The organism is Ohtaekwangia kribbensis, assembly GCF_042676245.1.
In the GTDB taxonomy this organism is placed as follows: domain Bacteria; phylum Bacteroidota; class Bacteroidia; order Cytophagales; family Cyclobacteriaceae; genus Ohtaekwangia; species Ohtaekwangia kribbensis.
Genome location: NZ_JBHTKA010000001.1, coordinates 1,535,303 through 1,550,189, shown reverse-complemented (window position 1 = coordinate 1,550,189; position 14,887 = coordinate 1,535,303). Strand labels below are relative to the sequence as shown.

The window sequence follows — 14,887 nt, the reverse complement described above, 5'->3', positions numbered from 1 at the left end:
TCCTCCGATTTTAATCAGAGGACTTGAAAACTCGGGAAGATCCACATTCACCTTTAATAATTATCTGAAGCTGCAGTCTTGGGGTTAGCCGGCTTCACAACAATCACTTTACCGTCAAACTCTTTTTCGTTTAAGGCAGCAATAGCATTATTGGCCTCGTCATCATTGGGCATTTCAACAAAGCCATAACCTTTCGATCGGCCGGTCTCTTTATCGCGAACAATCTTTGCAGAAGCTACCTGACCGAACTTTGCAAAAGCTGCTTCCAGTTCTTCTTTACGAGTCTTGAAGTTCAATTTTGCAACGAAAATATTCATAGTATAAATATTAGGTAAATAATATACTGGTATACATGTATTGCGACATGTGTACTAAACAAATATAACGAATTATTCCTATATATGCTTGTATTAACAACGGTATGTACAGGTATAAAAAAGGCCTCACGGATTGCGCGAGGCCTTGCCCATAGAAATGAATCCAGAATAACCGCTAAACACTTCTGCCGCGAATAAGTCGCAGCAGTATAGCTATAATGGCGATCACCAGAAGCAGGTGAATTATACTGCCTGCACTGAATACAAATGCACCCAGCAACCATCCTATAATCAGGATGACAGCGATGATATATAGTAAGTCTCCCATAATTTTTTTATTTACCAGGATATATAAAAACCAGTGCCACCCGGTAAATGCTATAGTTTAAAGCAGGAGTAGGGTATAGATTATGGTTTTCTAATCGGGATACAGTTGTGGGTGTTATGCCAGAATTGGGGAATAGTGTCCGCAAAAAATGGGGATTAATTCAACAGAATCATGTTTTGACAATGAACAGGAGCATTCCGTTTTCTGGCATTTAATTTTCTCTGGTGATCATTAAATTTTACTGTCTATGAATGTTTTAACGATCATTTTAACCTTTATAGTAGCCTACCTCGCTTTTATGACGGCTACCTATTTCCTGGCCCGCATTTTCTTCCCGCTGGAAGATACCACCGAGAAGAGTCTGAAGAAGATAAGACACACCAATACGATTCGCAACATGCGCAAACAAATGTTGGAGCGCGCGTCTGCAAAAGTTTTAGTAAACAAAGCCATGGCGTAACAGCCATGGCTCTATATCGTTGTAAATGCCTGTTAATACAGCATAGAATAAGAAATACCCGGTTTTAATTTACTTTTTGGCTGGTAGATAAATACTGCGGGGATATAGTTTCTGTGCATTTGCCTGTTCGGTACGCACAGGTTTATCATCGGTAAGATATAGCAGAAGTGTAATGATGATGGTGAAGGCGGAACCTATCCAAAAGCATCGTTGATTGAATCTTCGTTTTATCATCATGGCGAAATTAAAAGTTATCGGATGACCAAAATTTCTGTGCCATAGCGTTGAGCCGGTAAAAATGGAACGAATGAGACAAGCATTTATTACCCGACCCCGAAATAACCTATGATTTTTTTGAAACGTGTAAAGAACCTGTTAAAAAAGAAACGTAGTGGTATACATACCACCGCGTTGAAATGCGATGATGCTGTAAATGCTTCGTTGAAACATGAAGTGGTAAAACGAAGACAGGAACTGCTCGACTTGATCAGGTTGCTTGACACGCTATGAAGTTAAAAAAGAAAGTATATATAAACTATAAAAATGTATGAAGACATTATTGAGATTGATTGTTTCGGTGTTGCTTACATACGGTCTGTTGATGATGACCGCATGTGAGCCTGCTAAGAAAAGCGAAACAGCGGAAGCGCTGAAAGAAGATTTAAAGGATGTTAAAGACGATGTGAAAAAACAACGCGATGAACTCAGCGCTGACCTGCGCGAACTGCGTGACGACATCGATAAGAAAATTGAAAAAGTAAATGATAAGATGGATGAAGCTTCAGATGATGGCAAGAAGAAACTCGAAGATGCGCGTGAAGAATTACAAGACGAACGCAAGCGTGTAGAGAAGGCACTCGAAGATGTAGAGAATGCCAGTGAAGAAACATGGCAGGATGTACGTAAAAGTGCGCGCAACACTTTTAAAGATGTAAAGGAAGGATTTAACGAATTGGGTAATCGCATTTCAAACCTGTTTGAATAAACGTGTTTTAAATAGCAATCCTGTTTCCGATATATACAGAAGCCTTGGTAATTGCCGGGGCTTTTGTATTTTTAGCGCGAGTGAGGCAATACCATGGCTGCAGACGAATATCCGAAAGTGTATTTATACAGGCGCATCGTTCATGCCAAGCTCTTCATTGATAATCATTATGACGGTGCGATCGATCTGGATAATATAGCAGACGAAGCACTCTTCTCGAAATTTCACTTTATACGGCTGTTCAAGAGAATATACGGACTTACACCGCATCAGTATTTAATTCACGTGCGCATAGAAAAAGCCATGCAGCTCTTGCGTAACGGTATGCCCGTATCGGATACATGCTTTGCTGTGGGCTTTGAAAGTCTGAGTTCCTTTAGCAGTCTGTTCAAGCGCACGGCAGGTATATCACCCACCGATTTTACAGCCTATCATCAAAAGATAAAGGCACTGGTAACTCAGAAACCATTGGGCTTTGTACCCGGATGTTTTGCGAAGGCAAATGGCTGGCACTAAAAAAGCAATTTTCGATAAACGAAAGAAGTTGCTGCTGTTCACCTTTGTGCTATACTTAAGACAACACAAGCGTATGATCAACAAAATGTCGCACGTAAGCATCTACGTCCTAGATCAGGACAGTGCCTATGATTTTTATGTGAACAAACTAGGATTTAAAGTGGCCACCGATGCAGCCATGGGGCCGGGCATGCGCTGGCTTACGGTTACACCGCCTGATCAGCCGGATCTTGAAATAACATTAATGCCGATCAAGTCGGGTATGATGTTCACCGAAGAGAGTGCCGAGCAAATGAAGAACCTGGTGAAGAAAGGTACCTTTGGCTTCGGTGTTTTTAAATGCAACGATATATATGCTACCTACGAGGAACTTAAAGCCAAAGGTGTAGAGTTTAGTAAGGCCCCTAAGAAAGAGTTTTATGGTATAGAAGCACTTTTCAAAGATGATTCAGGTAACTGGTTCTCACTCGGACAGAAAGAAGAAGGGGAAAACTGACGTGCTATAGATGATAAGAAGAAGCATAACGGATATACTATATCGTTTACCCGTTATGCTTTTTTTGCTAGAGCGTTTTGTTTTTCATTTTGGTATAGTCGGCACGAATCGTTTCCGCCTGGGCATCATCGATCTCGAACCGAAGCTTTTTGCTGTTGAGTTTTGAGACAGCTTTCTTCTGATACTTCACTGCTTCTTTGGTTTTACCGGTTTTATAGAGGAGGTGTGCATACGTATCCAGGAAGTATGGATTCTCCGGATCCAACGCCAGCGATGATTGTGACCATGTTACGGCCTGCTGTAATTTGTCTTTATCGGTTACGTGTTGATAGTAATGCCATGCTACATGGTTCAGTGTTTCAGCATGCTTGTAATAGCCATACCGTACACTGGCCTGGTCATCGACATTATACCGGTAATTGCCACCCAGGTAGTAATAGTAATTGTTGCTATAGTCATAATTCATGGCATCTGGTGTGTTCTCACGTGTCAGTTGCTGCATAATGGCATCGGTCTTCGCGATCGCGGCAGATGCATTGCCGCCAATCTCCTGCAAATAATCCGTTACAAATTTATCCTGCAGATCCGTATGCTGCAGCGTATCATACCAGACTACCAGGTTCGAGATGTATAGTGGCATCTCTAAATGACGAAGTTGCGGAAGATGTTTGATTAGCTCTTTTTGAAAATCCAGAGCTTTTTGCTTTTCGCCATTGGAGGCTTCAATATAGGTAATGAACCGGTTGACCCGCTTGCTGATTAACTCATATAGTGAAACGTAGTAACCGGAATACAGTACATCAGACAGGTAGCTATAGCGCGAAAGTGTGTTATAATTCTTGATGAGGTATTGAAAGGATATCCGCGGATTGAAGATCGTGTCATTTGTGGTGAGGAACGAACTGCTGTAAAACGGACAATAGTAATCATCGAACTGGTATACTATACTTACAATGTTTGCAGCACGCGCGCTGTCTGCAGGGACATTGATATAGTATTTGCTTACGAGTGAATCGAGTATTGCCTGAGCAAAGGCAGTGTCGGCATGCAAGGTGAAAGTACTGTAGAAGTTGTCATCCACGGCTGGTGGATATACATAGCCGTAGTCCGTATAATTGTCATCAGTAACAATGGTGGTGAGACTGTCAATTATATCAGCGGCACCAGCAAGAGTGTCGGGTATAAGGGCTGGCGCGGTTACATCGACCACACCATCGTTATAGTATAGTTGGTTCTGGTATTGACCGGAAAGCGGGAGCGTCTGCAGATATTGGTTAATGTAGATGCTGTCGTAACCGCTGGCTTTGATCTTCTCCGGTAAATACGTAAACGTTTCATGAAGTTTGAGTTTTTCGTAGAATGTTGATGCATCGTAGCCGCCAAATCCGGGACGGGTAAGATCTAACGTTTTGCCGTGTGCTATATAGAGTGGCTTCTCATCCGGAGTAAGAATGATGGCTGCCGGCAATTCGGTTGCTCCCGATGTTTTAAAACGCAGACTGTCCTTTTCGGGCGCTATGTAAAATATATACTGGCCGTTGAATGTTGCAGGGAAATCGTAATAGGTATACGGATCATTCCAAGCCTGCAACACTTCTCTCGTGGCATGTCTTCCGCAATCTATACAGCCTTTGGCATCGTAGTATAGCAGGAGATAGCGCGATGAATCCTTAGCCTGTTTCAGGGCCGTTTTATAGTCGTTTACATAGTGTACGGTGTCTTTGGTTTCGTAGTAGTCTGCGTATGCAGTGGTGTCTGTATAATAGGCGTCATCGTAGCTATAATTGTCTGCCGGGGGATCGATGATCTCAGAAACCGACAGGTAAGTATACCCTTCGGGAATAGGGTAATGCTGCGGTCGCGCAACAAACATGTTGGCGTCAAATGAAATATACTGTAACGTATCGATGCGTTCGTTGTTCTTGTTGTTGGCTTCGGTAATGGCGATACCATCACTTGTTCTCCAGGCTTTTAAATGCGCGGTAAAGAAATTGCCGACATTGCGCGTAACGTAAATGTCGTTGGCCTTTTCAGGCACGCTATAGGAGTAAGTTTTACGACTTCCATAGTCATCTGTAAACTGAATCTTGTCTCCGGGTAATGCCGCTACAATTTTTGAGTAGACTGAATCTTTGCTTTCAAAATCAGATACATAGTAAAGCTCATGCAGACTGTCTTGGGCAAACGTAGCGAGCGTAAGGCCATACATGCCTATAGGCGTATCATGAACTGAAATTTTTATAGATCCCTGTTTTACTTTTTTATTATACCGGGTGCCCAGGTGAAATTCCTGGAAGTAAGGATCTATCGTAAATAAAATTGTGTCGTTATCGATGGTATAGGCCCCCCAATAACTTCGGGAAAGCTTGTCAGCATTGATGTGCACAACAAACTGGTTTTGATCATTCAGGCATACATTCAGTTCAATTGCATCAACAAGCGAATCGATGTTGACTTCAAAGCGATGATAGTAGCAACCTTTAATTTCCTGAGGTGTTAAGGTTTGTGCCCCGGCCCGGGGCGCTACAGATAGTGACAACGTTACAATGAGTGCATACAAGCACACTAGGGAATATTTCATGATTTATAAATTGGCTATAAAGCTAGTGTAAATAATCAATAGAACAGGAGCGGAATGCTGCAATAACTATATAGATGCAAGGGTATAAACGTTTATAGGTAGTTCAGGTATCCATACGGAAATATACCCGAAAGGTTTTAGGACAACGTATTGTGTAGGAGAATAATAGTAATGTATAGTTGAATAAAAAAAGCCTGTGGAATTATTCCACAGGCTTTGCAAAGAATATAACAGTAATTAATCAAGTGCTTTTACACCTGGTAATACTTTACCTTCGAAATATTCCAGCAATGCACCACCACCGGTAGATACATAGCTTACGTCATCGTTAAAACCAAACTGGTTTACAGCCGCAGCAGAGTCACCACCACCGATCAGCGAGAAGCCACCTTTCTTCGTTGCTTTTACTACAGCTTCAGCAACTGCTTTTGTACCGGCTGCAAATTTCTCCATTTCAAACACGCCCATCGGACCATTCCATAATATAGTCTTGGAGTTTTCGATTGCTTTTGCAAATACCTGCGTTGCTTGCGGACCGATGTCAAGTCCCATCCATCCATCTTTAATCGCGTTGTTGTTCGCTATATCTGTGTTTGCATCAGCAGCGAATTTATCCGCTACAACAGAGTCAATCGGTAAGAGTAAATCTACACCTTTCGCTTTTGCTTTCTGGATAAGTTCTTTTGCGAGATCAAGTTTATCGGCTTCTACGAGTGAGTTACCAATGTTACCGCCCATGGCTTTGAAGAAGGTATAGGCCATACCACCACCGATGATCAGGTTGTTTACTTTATCAAGCAGGTTCTCGATGATCAATATCTTGTCAGAGATTTTAGCGCCACCCATAATCGCAGTAAAAGGTTTCTCAGCGTTACCCATTACTTTCTTCGCGTTGTCAAGTTCTGCCGCCATTACAAAGCCTGCACATTTATCTTTGAAGAACTGTGCTACTATAGTTGTAGAAGCATGGGCACGGTGTGCCGTTCCGAATGCATCGTTTACATAGATATCACCATGCTTCGAAAGTTTTTCTGCAAAGGCAACATCACCTTTCTCTTCTTCTTTGTAGAAGCGAAGGTTCTCTAGTAAAAGAACTTCGCCTGGCTTTAATGCAGCGGAGAGTTTGTAAGCTTCTTCACCAATACAATCGCCACCGAATTTTACCGGACGACCCAACAACTCTTCCGTTTTCTTGATGGTGTGCTTCAATGAATATTTATCTTCAGGACCTTCTTTCGGACGGCCGAGGTGAGACATCAATATACAGCTTCCTCCGTCTTTCAGAATTTTGTTCAGGGTAGGAATGGTAGCACTGATACGGTTGTCGTCAGTAACGTTAAAGCTCTTATCGAGCGGAACATTAAAGTCAACGCGGATGAGTGCGCGCTTGCCGTTAAAGTTGATGTCGTTGATTGTCTTCATGGTTCGGATGTAGTTTTAAAATTTTACGGACAGCAAAGCTAAGATTTTTGAGTTTTTACAATCATGTCGTTCCGTAAAAAAGCCGGATTCTATTTGGCGATTTTGATTTTTTTCAAAACAAACGATTGCTGGATGGCATTTTGTTGAAGTTGTTTCAACGCCAGAGCGCCATTTTTACCACGAATCTCAGTCGCCAAAGCTTATACCGAGTCCGCGCGCAGCCTGCACCAGATACGAATCTTTACTTACACCGTGGTAATCTTTGGTGGCTTCTTCCAGCGATACACCAATGAACTCGTTGTTCTTGAGCGCTACCATTTTGCCAAAGTCACCCGCCAATGCAAGTTCAAAAGCTTTCACACCAAACAGCGTGGCGAGTACCCGATCATAAGCAACCGGTGTTCCACCGCGTTGTACGTGTCCTAATACGGTCTCACGTATCTCGGCTTTACATCCGGCATCTTTGAGTTGTTTTGAAAGTTGATAGGCTACACCACCGAGTCGCACGTGTTCAGAGCCTTTCTCTCCGGCAGTCGAAGTAATGGTTCCTTCCTGTGGTCTGGCTCCTTCCGCCACCACTATATTTACAAAGCCTCTGCCTTTTTTATAGCGCAGGTTTATACGCTTTACAATCTTGTTTATATCATACGGTATTTCCGGTATCAAACAGATCTCGGCACCGCCTGCTATAGCTGTATGCAGGGCGATCCATCCGGCATCGCGTCCCATCACTTCCATGATCATGGTACGGTGATGACTCTCGGCTGTTGTTACAAGTTTATCAAAGCTATCGGTACCAATCTGCACCGCGGTTTGAAAACCGAAAGTAACATCAGTTGCAGAAAGATCATTGTCGATTGTCTTCGGCACACCAATCACCGGTATACCTTTATCGAATAATACTTTGGATATTTTCTGAGAGCCATCGCCCCCTATATTTATCACGGCATCGAATTTTAATGCCTTCAGTTTTTTTACGAGCTCGTTGGAGCGATCTATAAATTTAACCGTGCCATCCTTTTGAGGTACCGGGAATTTTATAGGGTTAGACTTGTTGGTTGTTTTCAGAACTGTACCACCACGCACATGTATACCGGCTGTAAATTTACTGGTGATGCGAATAATCTCCTGCGGCTCATTGAGTACACCATTAAAGGCTTCTATACTGCCATATACTTCCCAGTCTTTTTCCTTGCGTGCCCGCTTGGCAACTCCTCTGATCACAGCATTTAATCCCGGACAATCACCACCGCCGGTGAGGATGAGTATTTTTTTTGGTTTCTCCATACTGTTATGCGTTCATGGTTTACTATAAAAAAACTAAAAAAGTAAGCAGCAAGCAAAAACGCCTGCAACCTTTTTCAAGGGGATGCAATGCTATACTTGAATTAGTAACGATTAATTTTTGATAGCACGTTATTCCGCGGCTGCCCGTCTTAACCGATCGTTGATGGCCCTTCCCAATCCGGTCTCCGGCACAAGTTCAGCCAGTATATAATCGATGGGCATCTTATCGAAGGCACGCAACGCAGTGAACAGGTTTTGTGCTGCTTCGTCCAGGTTGCCGGAAGGAGACAAGATATATTGAAACGGTGAGTTGAAATCGTTATGAAACGTAAGCAACCCTGATGTGTGAGCCGGGTATTGCTGAAGAAGTTCTTCAATAACGCCAATGATAACTTTTTTTCCGGGCGCATAATGACTCTTCAATTGTCCCGGAGCTTTTGGATTTGAAGAGGAGTGTGCCTGCACCTGTACCGGTCCCGTGATGTGTTCAATCTGTTCAAGACTCAATCCACCCATGCGGTATACCGTGGGTATATCATTTTCAAAACCGATGATGGTAGACTCAATGCCTACACGACATGCACCACCATCCAATATATACTGTAGCTTGTCACCCAGTTGCTCATTGACATGCTGTGGTGTTGTAGGACTAACATACCCGAATGGATTAGCACTTGGAGCCGCTAACGGAAATGGAAGTTCTTTCAGTAATTGTCTCGTCAATGGGTGGTCAGGACAACGAATGCCCACGGTGCTCAATCCTGATGTGACCAGGTCTGGAATTATATCTTTCTTTTCAAGTAACAACGTGAGTGGCCCCGGCCAGAAGTAGTCTGCGAGTTGTCGTGCTGCAGCGGGTATATTTTGTATATAGTTTTCAGCAGTGTTGAGGTCAGGCACGTGTACAATGAGCGGATCAAACTGCGGCCTGTTCTTAACATCAAAGATGCGCGCTACGGCAGCAACGTTCAACGCGTTTCCCGCCAGTCCATATACCGTCTCGGTAGGTATTGCTACCACATCGCCTTGCTCGAGCAGAGCTTTCGCATATTGAATATCGGTTCCGATCGCTGCCATCGACCGCAAAGCTAAAATTTATTTGCTACCCTGCGGTAAAGCAGGTAAGTTGTATTTGCTAAATTTTACAACATGCGTTTACCTCTCATCATGCTGCTGTCGTGCCTGTGCCTGGTATGCAAGGCTCAGAAGACTGACAAGATACTCGAACAGAAACTGCAGGCTCTTGTAAAAGATTTTAAAGGTGATGTGGGTATTTATGTGCGGCATCTCAAAACCGATAAAGTTGCTGCGCTCCAGGCGGATACATTGTTTCCTACAGCGTCCATGATCAAGGTACCGATCACTATTGGTATGTTTGACAAGATCGAGAAGAACGAGATCGGTTATGACTCCACACTGGTCTATAAAGATTCACTGCTATATGAGGGTGAAGATCTTTTGGGTTCTTTTAAGGATGGAGAGAAGATAGCGTTGAAAGCTGTGCTGATGTTGATGATCACCACAAGCGACAACACGGCAAGCTTGTGGTGTCAGTTAATGGCAGGTACAGGCACTACGATTAATAGCTGGTTGCAACGCAATGGCTTTGCCAATACAAGAGTAAATTCGAGAACACCGGGACGTGAAGCGAACAAAGCTAAATATGGCTGGGGACAAACCACACCGCGGGAAATGGCGGAACTGGTGGTACGCATCCGGCAGGGGAAAGTAATTAATCCGCGGGTAAGCGAACGTATATACCGGAACATGGTGCGTATCTATTGGGACACTGAAGCGCTCTCGCAGATACCGCCCTATATTCAGGCAGCATCGAAGCAAGGTGCTGTTAATCAGTCACGGTCGGAAGTTGTACTGGTTAATGCACCGCATGGTGATTATGTATTCTGCATCATTACCAAGAATCAAAATGATCAGCGCTGGACGTTCGACAATGAGGGGTGGGTGTTGATCAGGAAAGTCTCCAACTTACTGTGGAATTACTTTGAACCCGATTCCGACTGGAAACCCGCCAAAGGAATAGAGGAATGGTATTGATAGTTTGGTATACCCCAATAAATCTGAAACTATATTTTTAGCTTTGCAGGAATCCAATGGCACAAAGAAATCACGAAGGAGACACAAAGGGGCACGCACAAAGTTTTTTTTCTCTGTGTAACTCAATATCTTCTGTATGTTCTGCGTGTAAATGGATGCCATGATTAACCAATAACTTGTAACGATTAACGAACACATGAGTAACAAAACCAGATCTATCCTTAAAGCCATCGCTGTTATACTTGTCCTCCTGGCCGTGCTGATGCAATTAGGCTGGGTATCGATCGCAGTAATTTCAGTATATAAATTCTGGCTGGTGGTGATTGCATTCGGATTACTTTTAATCAGTAGTAAATAATGTTTATTCGGCAGACAGTAAAAATACTGTTGCTGATTTTTCTACTGGCGCTGCTCACGGCGGTGACGCAGACCGGTGGTATAGTTTTACTCTGTACCATCGGTATCATTTTTTTTTTTCGGAAGCGACTTTCATCATCGTGGAAGATATACTTGTCGGGCACCGTTGTGTTTATCCTGTTGTATACGATCAGTAATTTTACGATTGTTCCCCTTGCTGCCAAACATTTTGGACGGGTACCGCTTCCATTACGCGGTAGAGTTAAGCCACTGAACATAGGCACTTGCTTATTGAACCGACACTATGTGCGACCCGCGCTTCGCGATGTTGTTATGAAATCGTATCAGGTACTCGATTCTAAATATTCGGGATGCACGGTGAATTACCTTGATGCCGGGTTTCCGTTCTACAATGGTTTCCCGCTGCTACCACACTTGAGCCATAACGATGGACGCAAACTTGATCTTGCATTCTTCTACAAAGACAAGAACGGTAAACCTCTGAACGATGCTCCATCAGCTATAGGGTATGGCGTATATGAATCACCGCGCGGTTCTGAAGTAAATTATGCCGAACGCTGTACTTCAAAAGGGTATTGGCAGTATGGTGTGATGGAACAAATCGTACCGCAGCGTAACAAGCCTGACTATATATTTGATGCCGCACGTACTGCGGCATTGGTAAATATACTATCAGCGAATAAGAGCGTTGAAAAGATATTCATCGAGCCGCATTTAAAGAGACGTCTCGGATTACCCTCACCTAAAATTCGCTTTCACGGTTGTCAGGCTGTGCGCCATGATGATCACGTGCATGTACAGGTATATTGATTATCCTAGTACCTTTTGCAGCATTCGCTGGATCGAAATGTTGGATGTATACTCGGATAACTGATTTAGTGGTACCCACTTCAAATCCTGCGATTCATCGGTAATGACTAACTCTTCATTTGGATCAGCTTCGAATATAAACCGGATGTCGTAATGCAAATGTTCCGGGAAATCCTTTCGTGCCGGTATAGTATGGATGTCCAGGTCAAATATACCTTGCTGCAGGAGCTTGAAATTTTTCAGACCGGTCTCTTCTTCAGCTTCACGCAACGCTACACCGGATACATTTTCATCACCATCGGCATGACCACCGGGTTGTAACCACTTATCAAGTTTAGCGTGGTGAGTGAGGAGCACCGACTGACGCGCAGCATCTATAATCCAGGCAGAGCCAGTAATGTGTCCCGGTAAATGATCGCGATAAAAGGCACGGTCGTGTTCCAGTAACTTCAGAAAATCGGCAGCAAATGGTTTCTCATCTTCAAATGTAGTGGTATAGTTTGTTAATGCTTGGATTAACGTGGCGCGTGTATAGTTCATGAGTTTGTCAGGTCGTACGATTGTTTGATCCACTGGATAACCGGCTTTGTAATGTCAGCGGGCTTCTCGAGTCGGGCTGCATGCAGCACACGTTTTTTCGATTGCTGCAGGGATGCAAAGATGGGAAACTCTTCGGTTTTTTCTGGAAGGAAAAAACTGATGTCAAGATATTTCTTTCGGGGCTTAATGGTGAGGAATGTGCTCTTGTGTTTGAGCATGATATAGTCCTTTATAGGACTTACTGAAAATATACCGATCTTCTTCACAACGTCCAGCAGGCGATCGTGTATTTCAACGATCACCTCCGGTTGAGTTTTAAATTGTGCAGCGGCAGTAGTGCGTTCGCAGTGATGCCGCTGATTTGTATTCTTAAAGCTGCGTCCGCACTTCGGACATTTCCACATACAGGTTACTGAATAACGATCGTAACTTTGTTAATACGGTTCGCTTCCAGTTTTCCGGTTTGTTCTCCACCACCTGTGTTGTCTTTATCATCTTTGCTGGCTATAACATAATACGAGATAGCCTTCAGCTCCTTGAATTTTACAACACCTTTGGCATCGGTTTTCCCTTCGGCTACCGGGTTGGTTTCGGCTTTATAATCGTCTTCCGTTTCGAATAGACGTACCGTTGTACCTGCTTCGGTGTTTCCTAGTTCATTGCGAATAGTAATCGTGAGTTGTGTCTTGATCAGCTGAAAGCTCATCATTGCAAGCAGCAGTAATACAGCGGTAAGTGATCTTAGCGTTGTCTTCATGGTCGTTATAAGTTATTCGTTAATCGTATCAGTAAATCCCAATACACAGAGAAACTTCCTTTGTGTAAGGGATATAAAAATAATAAGGCTGCTGATGTTTTCAATCAGCAGCCCTAAGATAAGCTTAAAGTTTGGTTAGCACACTACCTGCGTAGCGTGCTCTGTTAGTTGTCAATTAGTTCTTTGAAACGTTTAAACTGTCTGTTTCTTTCCGGATGTGTTTGGCGTAGTTCACCTTCCACTCATCGAGGCGTTTGAAATGTATGTTCATGCGCGTCAGAAAATCGTTGTAATCGCGACTTTCTTTTGGTGACCATACCACTTCTGCCATAGCGCAGGCACGTGGATATACCATGTACTCTACGTGATCGCTGGTGGGTATATATTCAGTCCATACATTGGCTTGTGCACCCAGTATATGTTTTGCCTCCTGTGTCGTAAGTTGTGGCGGAACCGGTTCATATGAATATACTTCGCTTACAGGAGTATAATTGCCAATGGCAAGGGGTTCTGTTTTGCTGGTGTCCTGGTAGTGATCGAAGTAGCACCAGTTACCGGGAGTCATGATCACATCGTGATTTTGTTTTGCGGCAGCTATACCGCCTTCTTCACCGCGCCAGCTCATTACTGTTGCATTAGGCGCTAAACCTCCTTCGAGTATTTCATCCCAGCCAATGATCTGGCGGTTCTTGCTGTTGAGGTATTTTTCGATGCGCTGAATGAAATAACTTTGAAGTTCATGGGTGTCCTTCAGCTTTTCTTCCTTCATGCGCTTCTTGCAATGCGGACATTTCTCCCAGCGTGTCTTCGGACACTCATCGCCTCCTATATGTATATATTGACTTGGGAAAAGTTCTACGACTTCATCCAGCACACCTTCCAGGAACTGGAATGTTTCTTCTTTGCCTGCACAGAATACATCATCGAAAACTCCCCAGGTAGTGGCAGCTTCATAGGGACCACCGGTACAACCAAGACTCGGATACGCTGATAATGCTGCAAGTGCGTGACCAGGTAATTCAATTTCCGGAATGATGGTTACGTAGCGATCAGCCGCATACTTCACAATTTCTTTTACTTCTTCCTGTGTATAGAAACCACCATAGCGTTTGCCATCATAGTTCTTTTTGTCATTACGATCAGCAGTACGTGCATGTCCTATTACTGTTTCTTTGCGATATGCACCGATCTCCTGCAGCTTCGGATATTTCTTGATCTCGATTCTCCATCCCTGGTCTTCCGTCAGGTGCCAGTGAAAGCGGTTGAATTTATGATGCGCGAGCAGATCTATATATTTCTTGATGAACTCCGGGGGGAACATGTGGCGTCCTACATCGAGGTGAAGTCCACGATACGCGAAGCGCGGGTAATCCGTAATTGTTACGAAAGGAACTTCTTTACTGTTCTCCGTTAAGAGCTGCAGTAATGTTTGTGCACCGTAAAATAAACCGGCACCGTTGTTGGCCTGTATACTTACTCCTTTTTCATCGATGGTAAGTTTATAGCCTTCGTTGTGAAGCGTAGTATCTTCCGCGGTATATAGTGCGATCTGGTTTTTGTCTTCAGAAAATTCTGCGATCGAAGCATCGATGTTCTTTGCTTTAAGAAATGTGGCGAGCAGTTCGCCAACATTCTTTTCGTCTGCCGATTTAGCGATGATGGCAACCGATCCGTCCCAATGTAAATGACCATTTCCGGGGGTGAGGGAAACAGGCTTTGGAATAATACCGGGTATCGTTACCGCTGCATGTTCTTCCTTCTTACTACACGCTGCGAGCAGCAATATAGCCATCAGGGGGTAGATGAGTTTTAGTTTTTGCATGGTGTCTGATGATTGTTGATTGGTAGATTACATAAATAGAAAAACAATTATCAATAACCAACGAAATCAGAAAGTGTGTCCGTGTGCTTGTGATGGCTGGTGGTGGGATTGGAGGATCGGGGGGAGGGAAAAT

General features: G+C 43.6%; 18 protein-coding genes. 8 read left to right on the top strand and 10 right to left on the bottom strand.

Features of this window, described 5'->3' with window-relative positions:
• Window positions 1–53: 53 nt before the first annotated feature.
• Window positions 54–317 carry an RNA recognition motif domain-containing protein gene (locus ACFQ21_RS06150; protein ID WP_377576309.1) on the bottom strand — a complete coding sequence of 88 codons (264 nt, stop codon included), beginning with the start codon at window positions 315–317 and terminating at the stop codon, window positions 54–56.
• A gap of 175 nt (window positions 318–492) precedes the next feature.
• Window positions 493–645, bottom strand: coding sequence for a lmo0937 family membrane protein (locus ACFQ21_RS06145; RefSeq protein ID WP_331958915.1), 153 nt, complete (start codon window positions 643–645; stop codon window positions 493–495).
• A gap of 247 nt (window positions 646–892) precedes the next feature.
• Between ACFQ21_RS06145 and ACFQ21_RS06140 the strand changes: the two genes are divergently transcribed.
• From ACFQ21_RS06140 to ACFQ21_RS06120, 5 genes are all read left to right on the top strand, one after another.
• Window positions 893–1,105, top strand: coding sequence for a hypothetical protein (locus ACFQ21_RS06140; RefSeq protein ID WP_377576304.1), 213 nt, complete (start codon window positions 893–895; stop codon window positions 1,103–1,105).
• A gap of 345 nt (window positions 1,106–1,450) precedes the next feature.
• On the top strand, window positions 1,451–1,615 hold the full coding sequence (locus ACFQ21_RS06135; RefSeq protein ID WP_377576301.1) for a hypothetical protein: 165 nt from the start codon (window positions 1,451–1,453) through the stop codon (window positions 1,613–1,615).
• Window positions 1,616–1,652: 37 nt separating this feature from the next.
• On the top strand, window positions 1,653–2,090 hold the full coding sequence (locus tag ACFQ21_RS06130; protein ID WP_377576298.1) for a hypothetical protein: 438 nt from the start codon (window positions 1,653–1,655) through the stop codon (window positions 2,088–2,090).
• A 93-nt stretch (window positions 2,091–2,183) separates the two neighbouring features.
• Window positions 2,184–2,606: a helix-turn-helix domain-containing protein gene (locus tag ACFQ21_RS06125; protein ID WP_377576294.1), complete on the top strand. Its 423-nt coding sequence runs from the start codon at window positions 2,184–2,186 to the stop codon at window positions 2,604–2,606.
• Window positions 2,593–3,102: a VOC family protein gene (locus ACFQ21_RS06120; protein WP_377576291.1), complete on the top strand. Its 510-nt coding sequence runs from the start codon at window positions 2,593–2,595 to the stop codon at window positions 3,100–3,102. Before ACFQ21_RS06125 ends, ACFQ21_RS06120 begins: the two co-directional genes overlap by 14 nt.
• A 67-nt stretch (window positions 3,103–3,169) precedes the next feature.
• On the opposite strand, the gene ACFQ21_RS06115 is transcribed toward ACFQ21_RS06120, so the two are convergent.
• The 4 genes from ACFQ21_RS06115 to ACFQ21_RS06100 all read right to left on the bottom strand — a co-directional run bounded on the left by ACFQ21_RS06115 (window position 3,170) and on the right by ACFQ21_RS06100 (window position 9,469).
• Window positions 3,170–5,683 carry a hypothetical protein gene (locus ACFQ21_RS06115; protein ID WP_377576288.1) on the bottom strand — a complete coding sequence of 838 codons (2,514 nt, stop codon included), beginning with the start codon at window positions 5,681–5,683 and terminating at the stop codon, window positions 3,170–3,172.
• Window positions 5,684–5,920: 237 nt separating this feature from the next.
• Window positions 5,921–7,105, bottom strand: coding sequence for a phosphoglycerate kinase (locus tag ACFQ21_RS06110; protein ID WP_377576285.1), 1,185 nt, complete (start codon window positions 7,103–7,105; stop codon window positions 5,921–5,923).
• Window positions 7,106–7,291: 186 nt separating this feature from the next.
• Window positions 7,292–8,392, bottom strand: coding sequence for a 6-phosphofructokinase (locus ACFQ21_RS06105; protein ID WP_377576282.1), 1,101 nt, complete (start codon window positions 8,390–8,392; stop codon window positions 7,292–7,294).
• Between the two features lie 129 nt (window positions 8,393–8,521).
• Complete coding sequence (locus ACFQ21_RS06100; RefSeq protein WP_377576279.1) at window positions 8,522–9,469, bottom strand: L-threonylcarbamoyladenylate synthase; 948 nt, start codon at window positions 9,467–9,469, stop codon at window positions 8,522–8,524.
• 72 nt (window positions 9,470–9,541) lie between these two features.
• Between ACFQ21_RS06100 and ACFQ21_RS06095 the strand changes: the two genes are divergently transcribed.
• The 3 genes from ACFQ21_RS06095 (at window position 9,542) to ACFQ21_RS06085 (ending at window position 11,635) form a co-directional block, all read left to right on the top strand.
• Window positions 9,542–10,447, top strand: a complete 906-nt coding sequence (locus ACFQ21_RS06095; protein WP_377576276.1) for a serine hydrolase — start codon at window positions 9,542–9,544, stop codon at window positions 10,445–10,447.
• A 196-nt stretch (window positions 10,448–10,643) separates the two neighbouring features.
• Window positions 10,644–10,805 (top strand): hypothetical protein, encoded by a 162-nt coding sequence (locus ACFQ21_RS06090; RefSeq protein ID WP_377576273.1) that lies wholly within the window; start codon window positions 10,644–10,646, stop codon window positions 10,803–10,805.
• Window positions 10,805–11,635 (top strand): hypothetical protein, encoded by an 831-nt coding sequence (locus ACFQ21_RS06085; protein WP_377576270.1) that lies wholly within the window; start codon window positions 10,805–10,807, stop codon window positions 11,633–11,635. The genes ACFQ21_RS06090 and ACFQ21_RS06085 overlap by 1 nt, the downstream gene beginning before the upstream one ends.
• Here the strand turns inward: ACFQ21_RS06085 and ACFQ21_RS06080 are convergent, their stop codons facing one another.
• From ACFQ21_RS06080 to ACFQ21_RS06065, 4 genes are all read right to left on the bottom strand, one after another.
• On the bottom strand, window positions 11,636–12,175 hold the full coding sequence (locus ACFQ21_RS06080) for an NUDIX hydrolase (RefSeq protein ID WP_377576267.1): 540 nt from the start codon (window positions 12,173–12,175) through the stop codon (window positions 11,636–11,638). It lies immediately after the preceding gene.
• Window positions 12,172–12,579: a DUF5655 domain-containing protein gene (locus ACFQ21_RS06075; RefSeq protein ID WP_377576264.1), complete on the bottom strand. Its 408-nt coding sequence runs from the start codon at window positions 12,577–12,579 to the stop codon at window positions 12,172–12,174. Before ACFQ21_RS06075 ends, ACFQ21_RS06080 begins: the two co-directional genes overlap by 4 nt.
• A 5-nt stretch (window positions 12,580–12,584) precedes the next feature.
• A complete protein-coding gene (locus tag ACFQ21_RS06070; RefSeq protein ID WP_377576261.1) occupies window positions 12,585–12,932 on the bottom strand; it encodes a hypothetical protein in 348 nt (115 codons plus the stop codon).
• Between the two features lie 175 nt (window positions 12,933–13,107).
• On the bottom strand, window positions 13,108–14,754 hold the full coding sequence (locus tag ACFQ21_RS06065) for a beta-N-acetylhexosaminidase (RefSeq protein WP_377576259.1): 1,647 nt from the start codon (window positions 14,752–14,754) through the stop codon (window positions 13,108–13,110).
• Window positions 14,755–14,887: the final 133 nt, after the last annotated feature.

What these genes read in the sequence shown, in the direction of transcription:
- ACFQ21_RS06130 (WP_377576298.1), top strand. Translation starts at nt 1,653, where the DNA reads ATGAAGACATTATTGAGATTGATTGTTTCGGTGTTGCTTACATACGGT.
- ACFQ21_RS06070 (WP_377576261.1), bottom strand. Translation starts at nt 12,932, where the DNA reads ATGAAGACAACGCTAAGATCACTTACCGCTGTATTACTGCTGCTTGCA.
- ACFQ21_RS06120 (WP_377576291.1), top strand. Translation starts at nt 2,593, where the DNA reads ATGGCTGGCACTAAAAAAGCAATTTTCGATAAACGAAAGAAGTTGCTG.
- ACFQ21_RS06125 (WP_377576294.1), top strand. Translation starts at nt 2,184, where the DNA reads ATGGCTGCAGACGAATATCCGAAAGTGTATTTATACAGGCGCATCGTT.
- ACFQ21_RS06150 (WP_377576309.1), bottom strand. Translation starts at nt 317, where the DNA reads ATGAATATTTTCGTTGCAAAATTGAACTTCAAGACTCGTAAAGAAGAA.
- ACFQ21_RS06065 (WP_377576259.1), bottom strand. Translation starts at nt 14,754, where the DNA reads ATGCAAAAACTAAAACTCATCTACCCCCTGATGGCTATATTGCTGCTC.
- ACFQ21_RS06100 (WP_377576279.1), bottom strand. Translation starts at nt 9,469, where the DNA reads ATGGCAGCGATCGGAACCGATATTCAATATGCGAAAGCTCTGCTCGAG.
- ACFQ21_RS06140 (WP_377576304.1), top strand. Translation starts at nt 893, where the DNA reads ATGAATGTTTTAACGATCATTTTAACCTTTATAGTAGCCTACCTCGCT.
- ACFQ21_RS06085 (WP_377576270.1), top strand. Translation starts at nt 10,805, where the DNA reads ATGTTTATTCGGCAGACAGTAAAAATACTGTTGCTGATTTTTCTACTG.
- ACFQ21_RS06105 (WP_377576282.1), bottom strand. Translation starts at nt 8,392, where the DNA reads ATGGAGAAACCAAAAAAAATACTCATCCTCACCGGCGGTGGTGATTGT.
- ACFQ21_RS06110 (WP_377576285.1), bottom strand. Translation starts at nt 7,105, where the DNA reads ATGAAGACAATCAACGACATCAACTTTAACGGCAAGCGCGCACTCATC.
- ACFQ21_RS06115 (WP_377576288.1), bottom strand. Translation starts at nt 5,683, where the DNA reads ATGAAATATTCCCTAGTGTGCTTGTATGCACTCATTGTAACGTTGTCA.
- ACFQ21_RS06135 (WP_377576301.1), top strand. Translation starts at nt 1,451, where the DNA reads ATGATTTTTTTGAAACGTGTAAAGAACCTGTTAAAAAAGAAACGTAGT.
- ACFQ21_RS06075 (WP_377576264.1), bottom strand. Translation starts at nt 12,579, where the DNA reads ATGTGGAAATGTCCGAAGTGCGGACGCAGCTTTAAGAATACAAATCAG.
- ACFQ21_RS06090 (WP_377576273.1), top strand. Translation starts at nt 10,644, where the DNA reads ATGAGTAACAAAACCAGATCTATCCTTAAAGCCATCGCTGTTATACTT.
- ACFQ21_RS06080 (WP_377576267.1), bottom strand. Translation starts at nt 12,175, where the DNA reads ATGAACTATACACGCGCCACGTTAATCCAAGCATTAACAAACTATACC.
- ACFQ21_RS06145 (WP_331958915.1), bottom strand. Translation starts at nt 645, where the DNA reads ATGGGAGACTTACTATATATCATCGCTGTCATCCTGATTATAGGATGG.
- ACFQ21_RS06095 (WP_377576276.1), top strand. Translation starts at nt 9,542, where the DNA reads ATGCGTTTACCTCTCATCATGCTGCTGTCGTGCCTGTGCCTGGTATGC.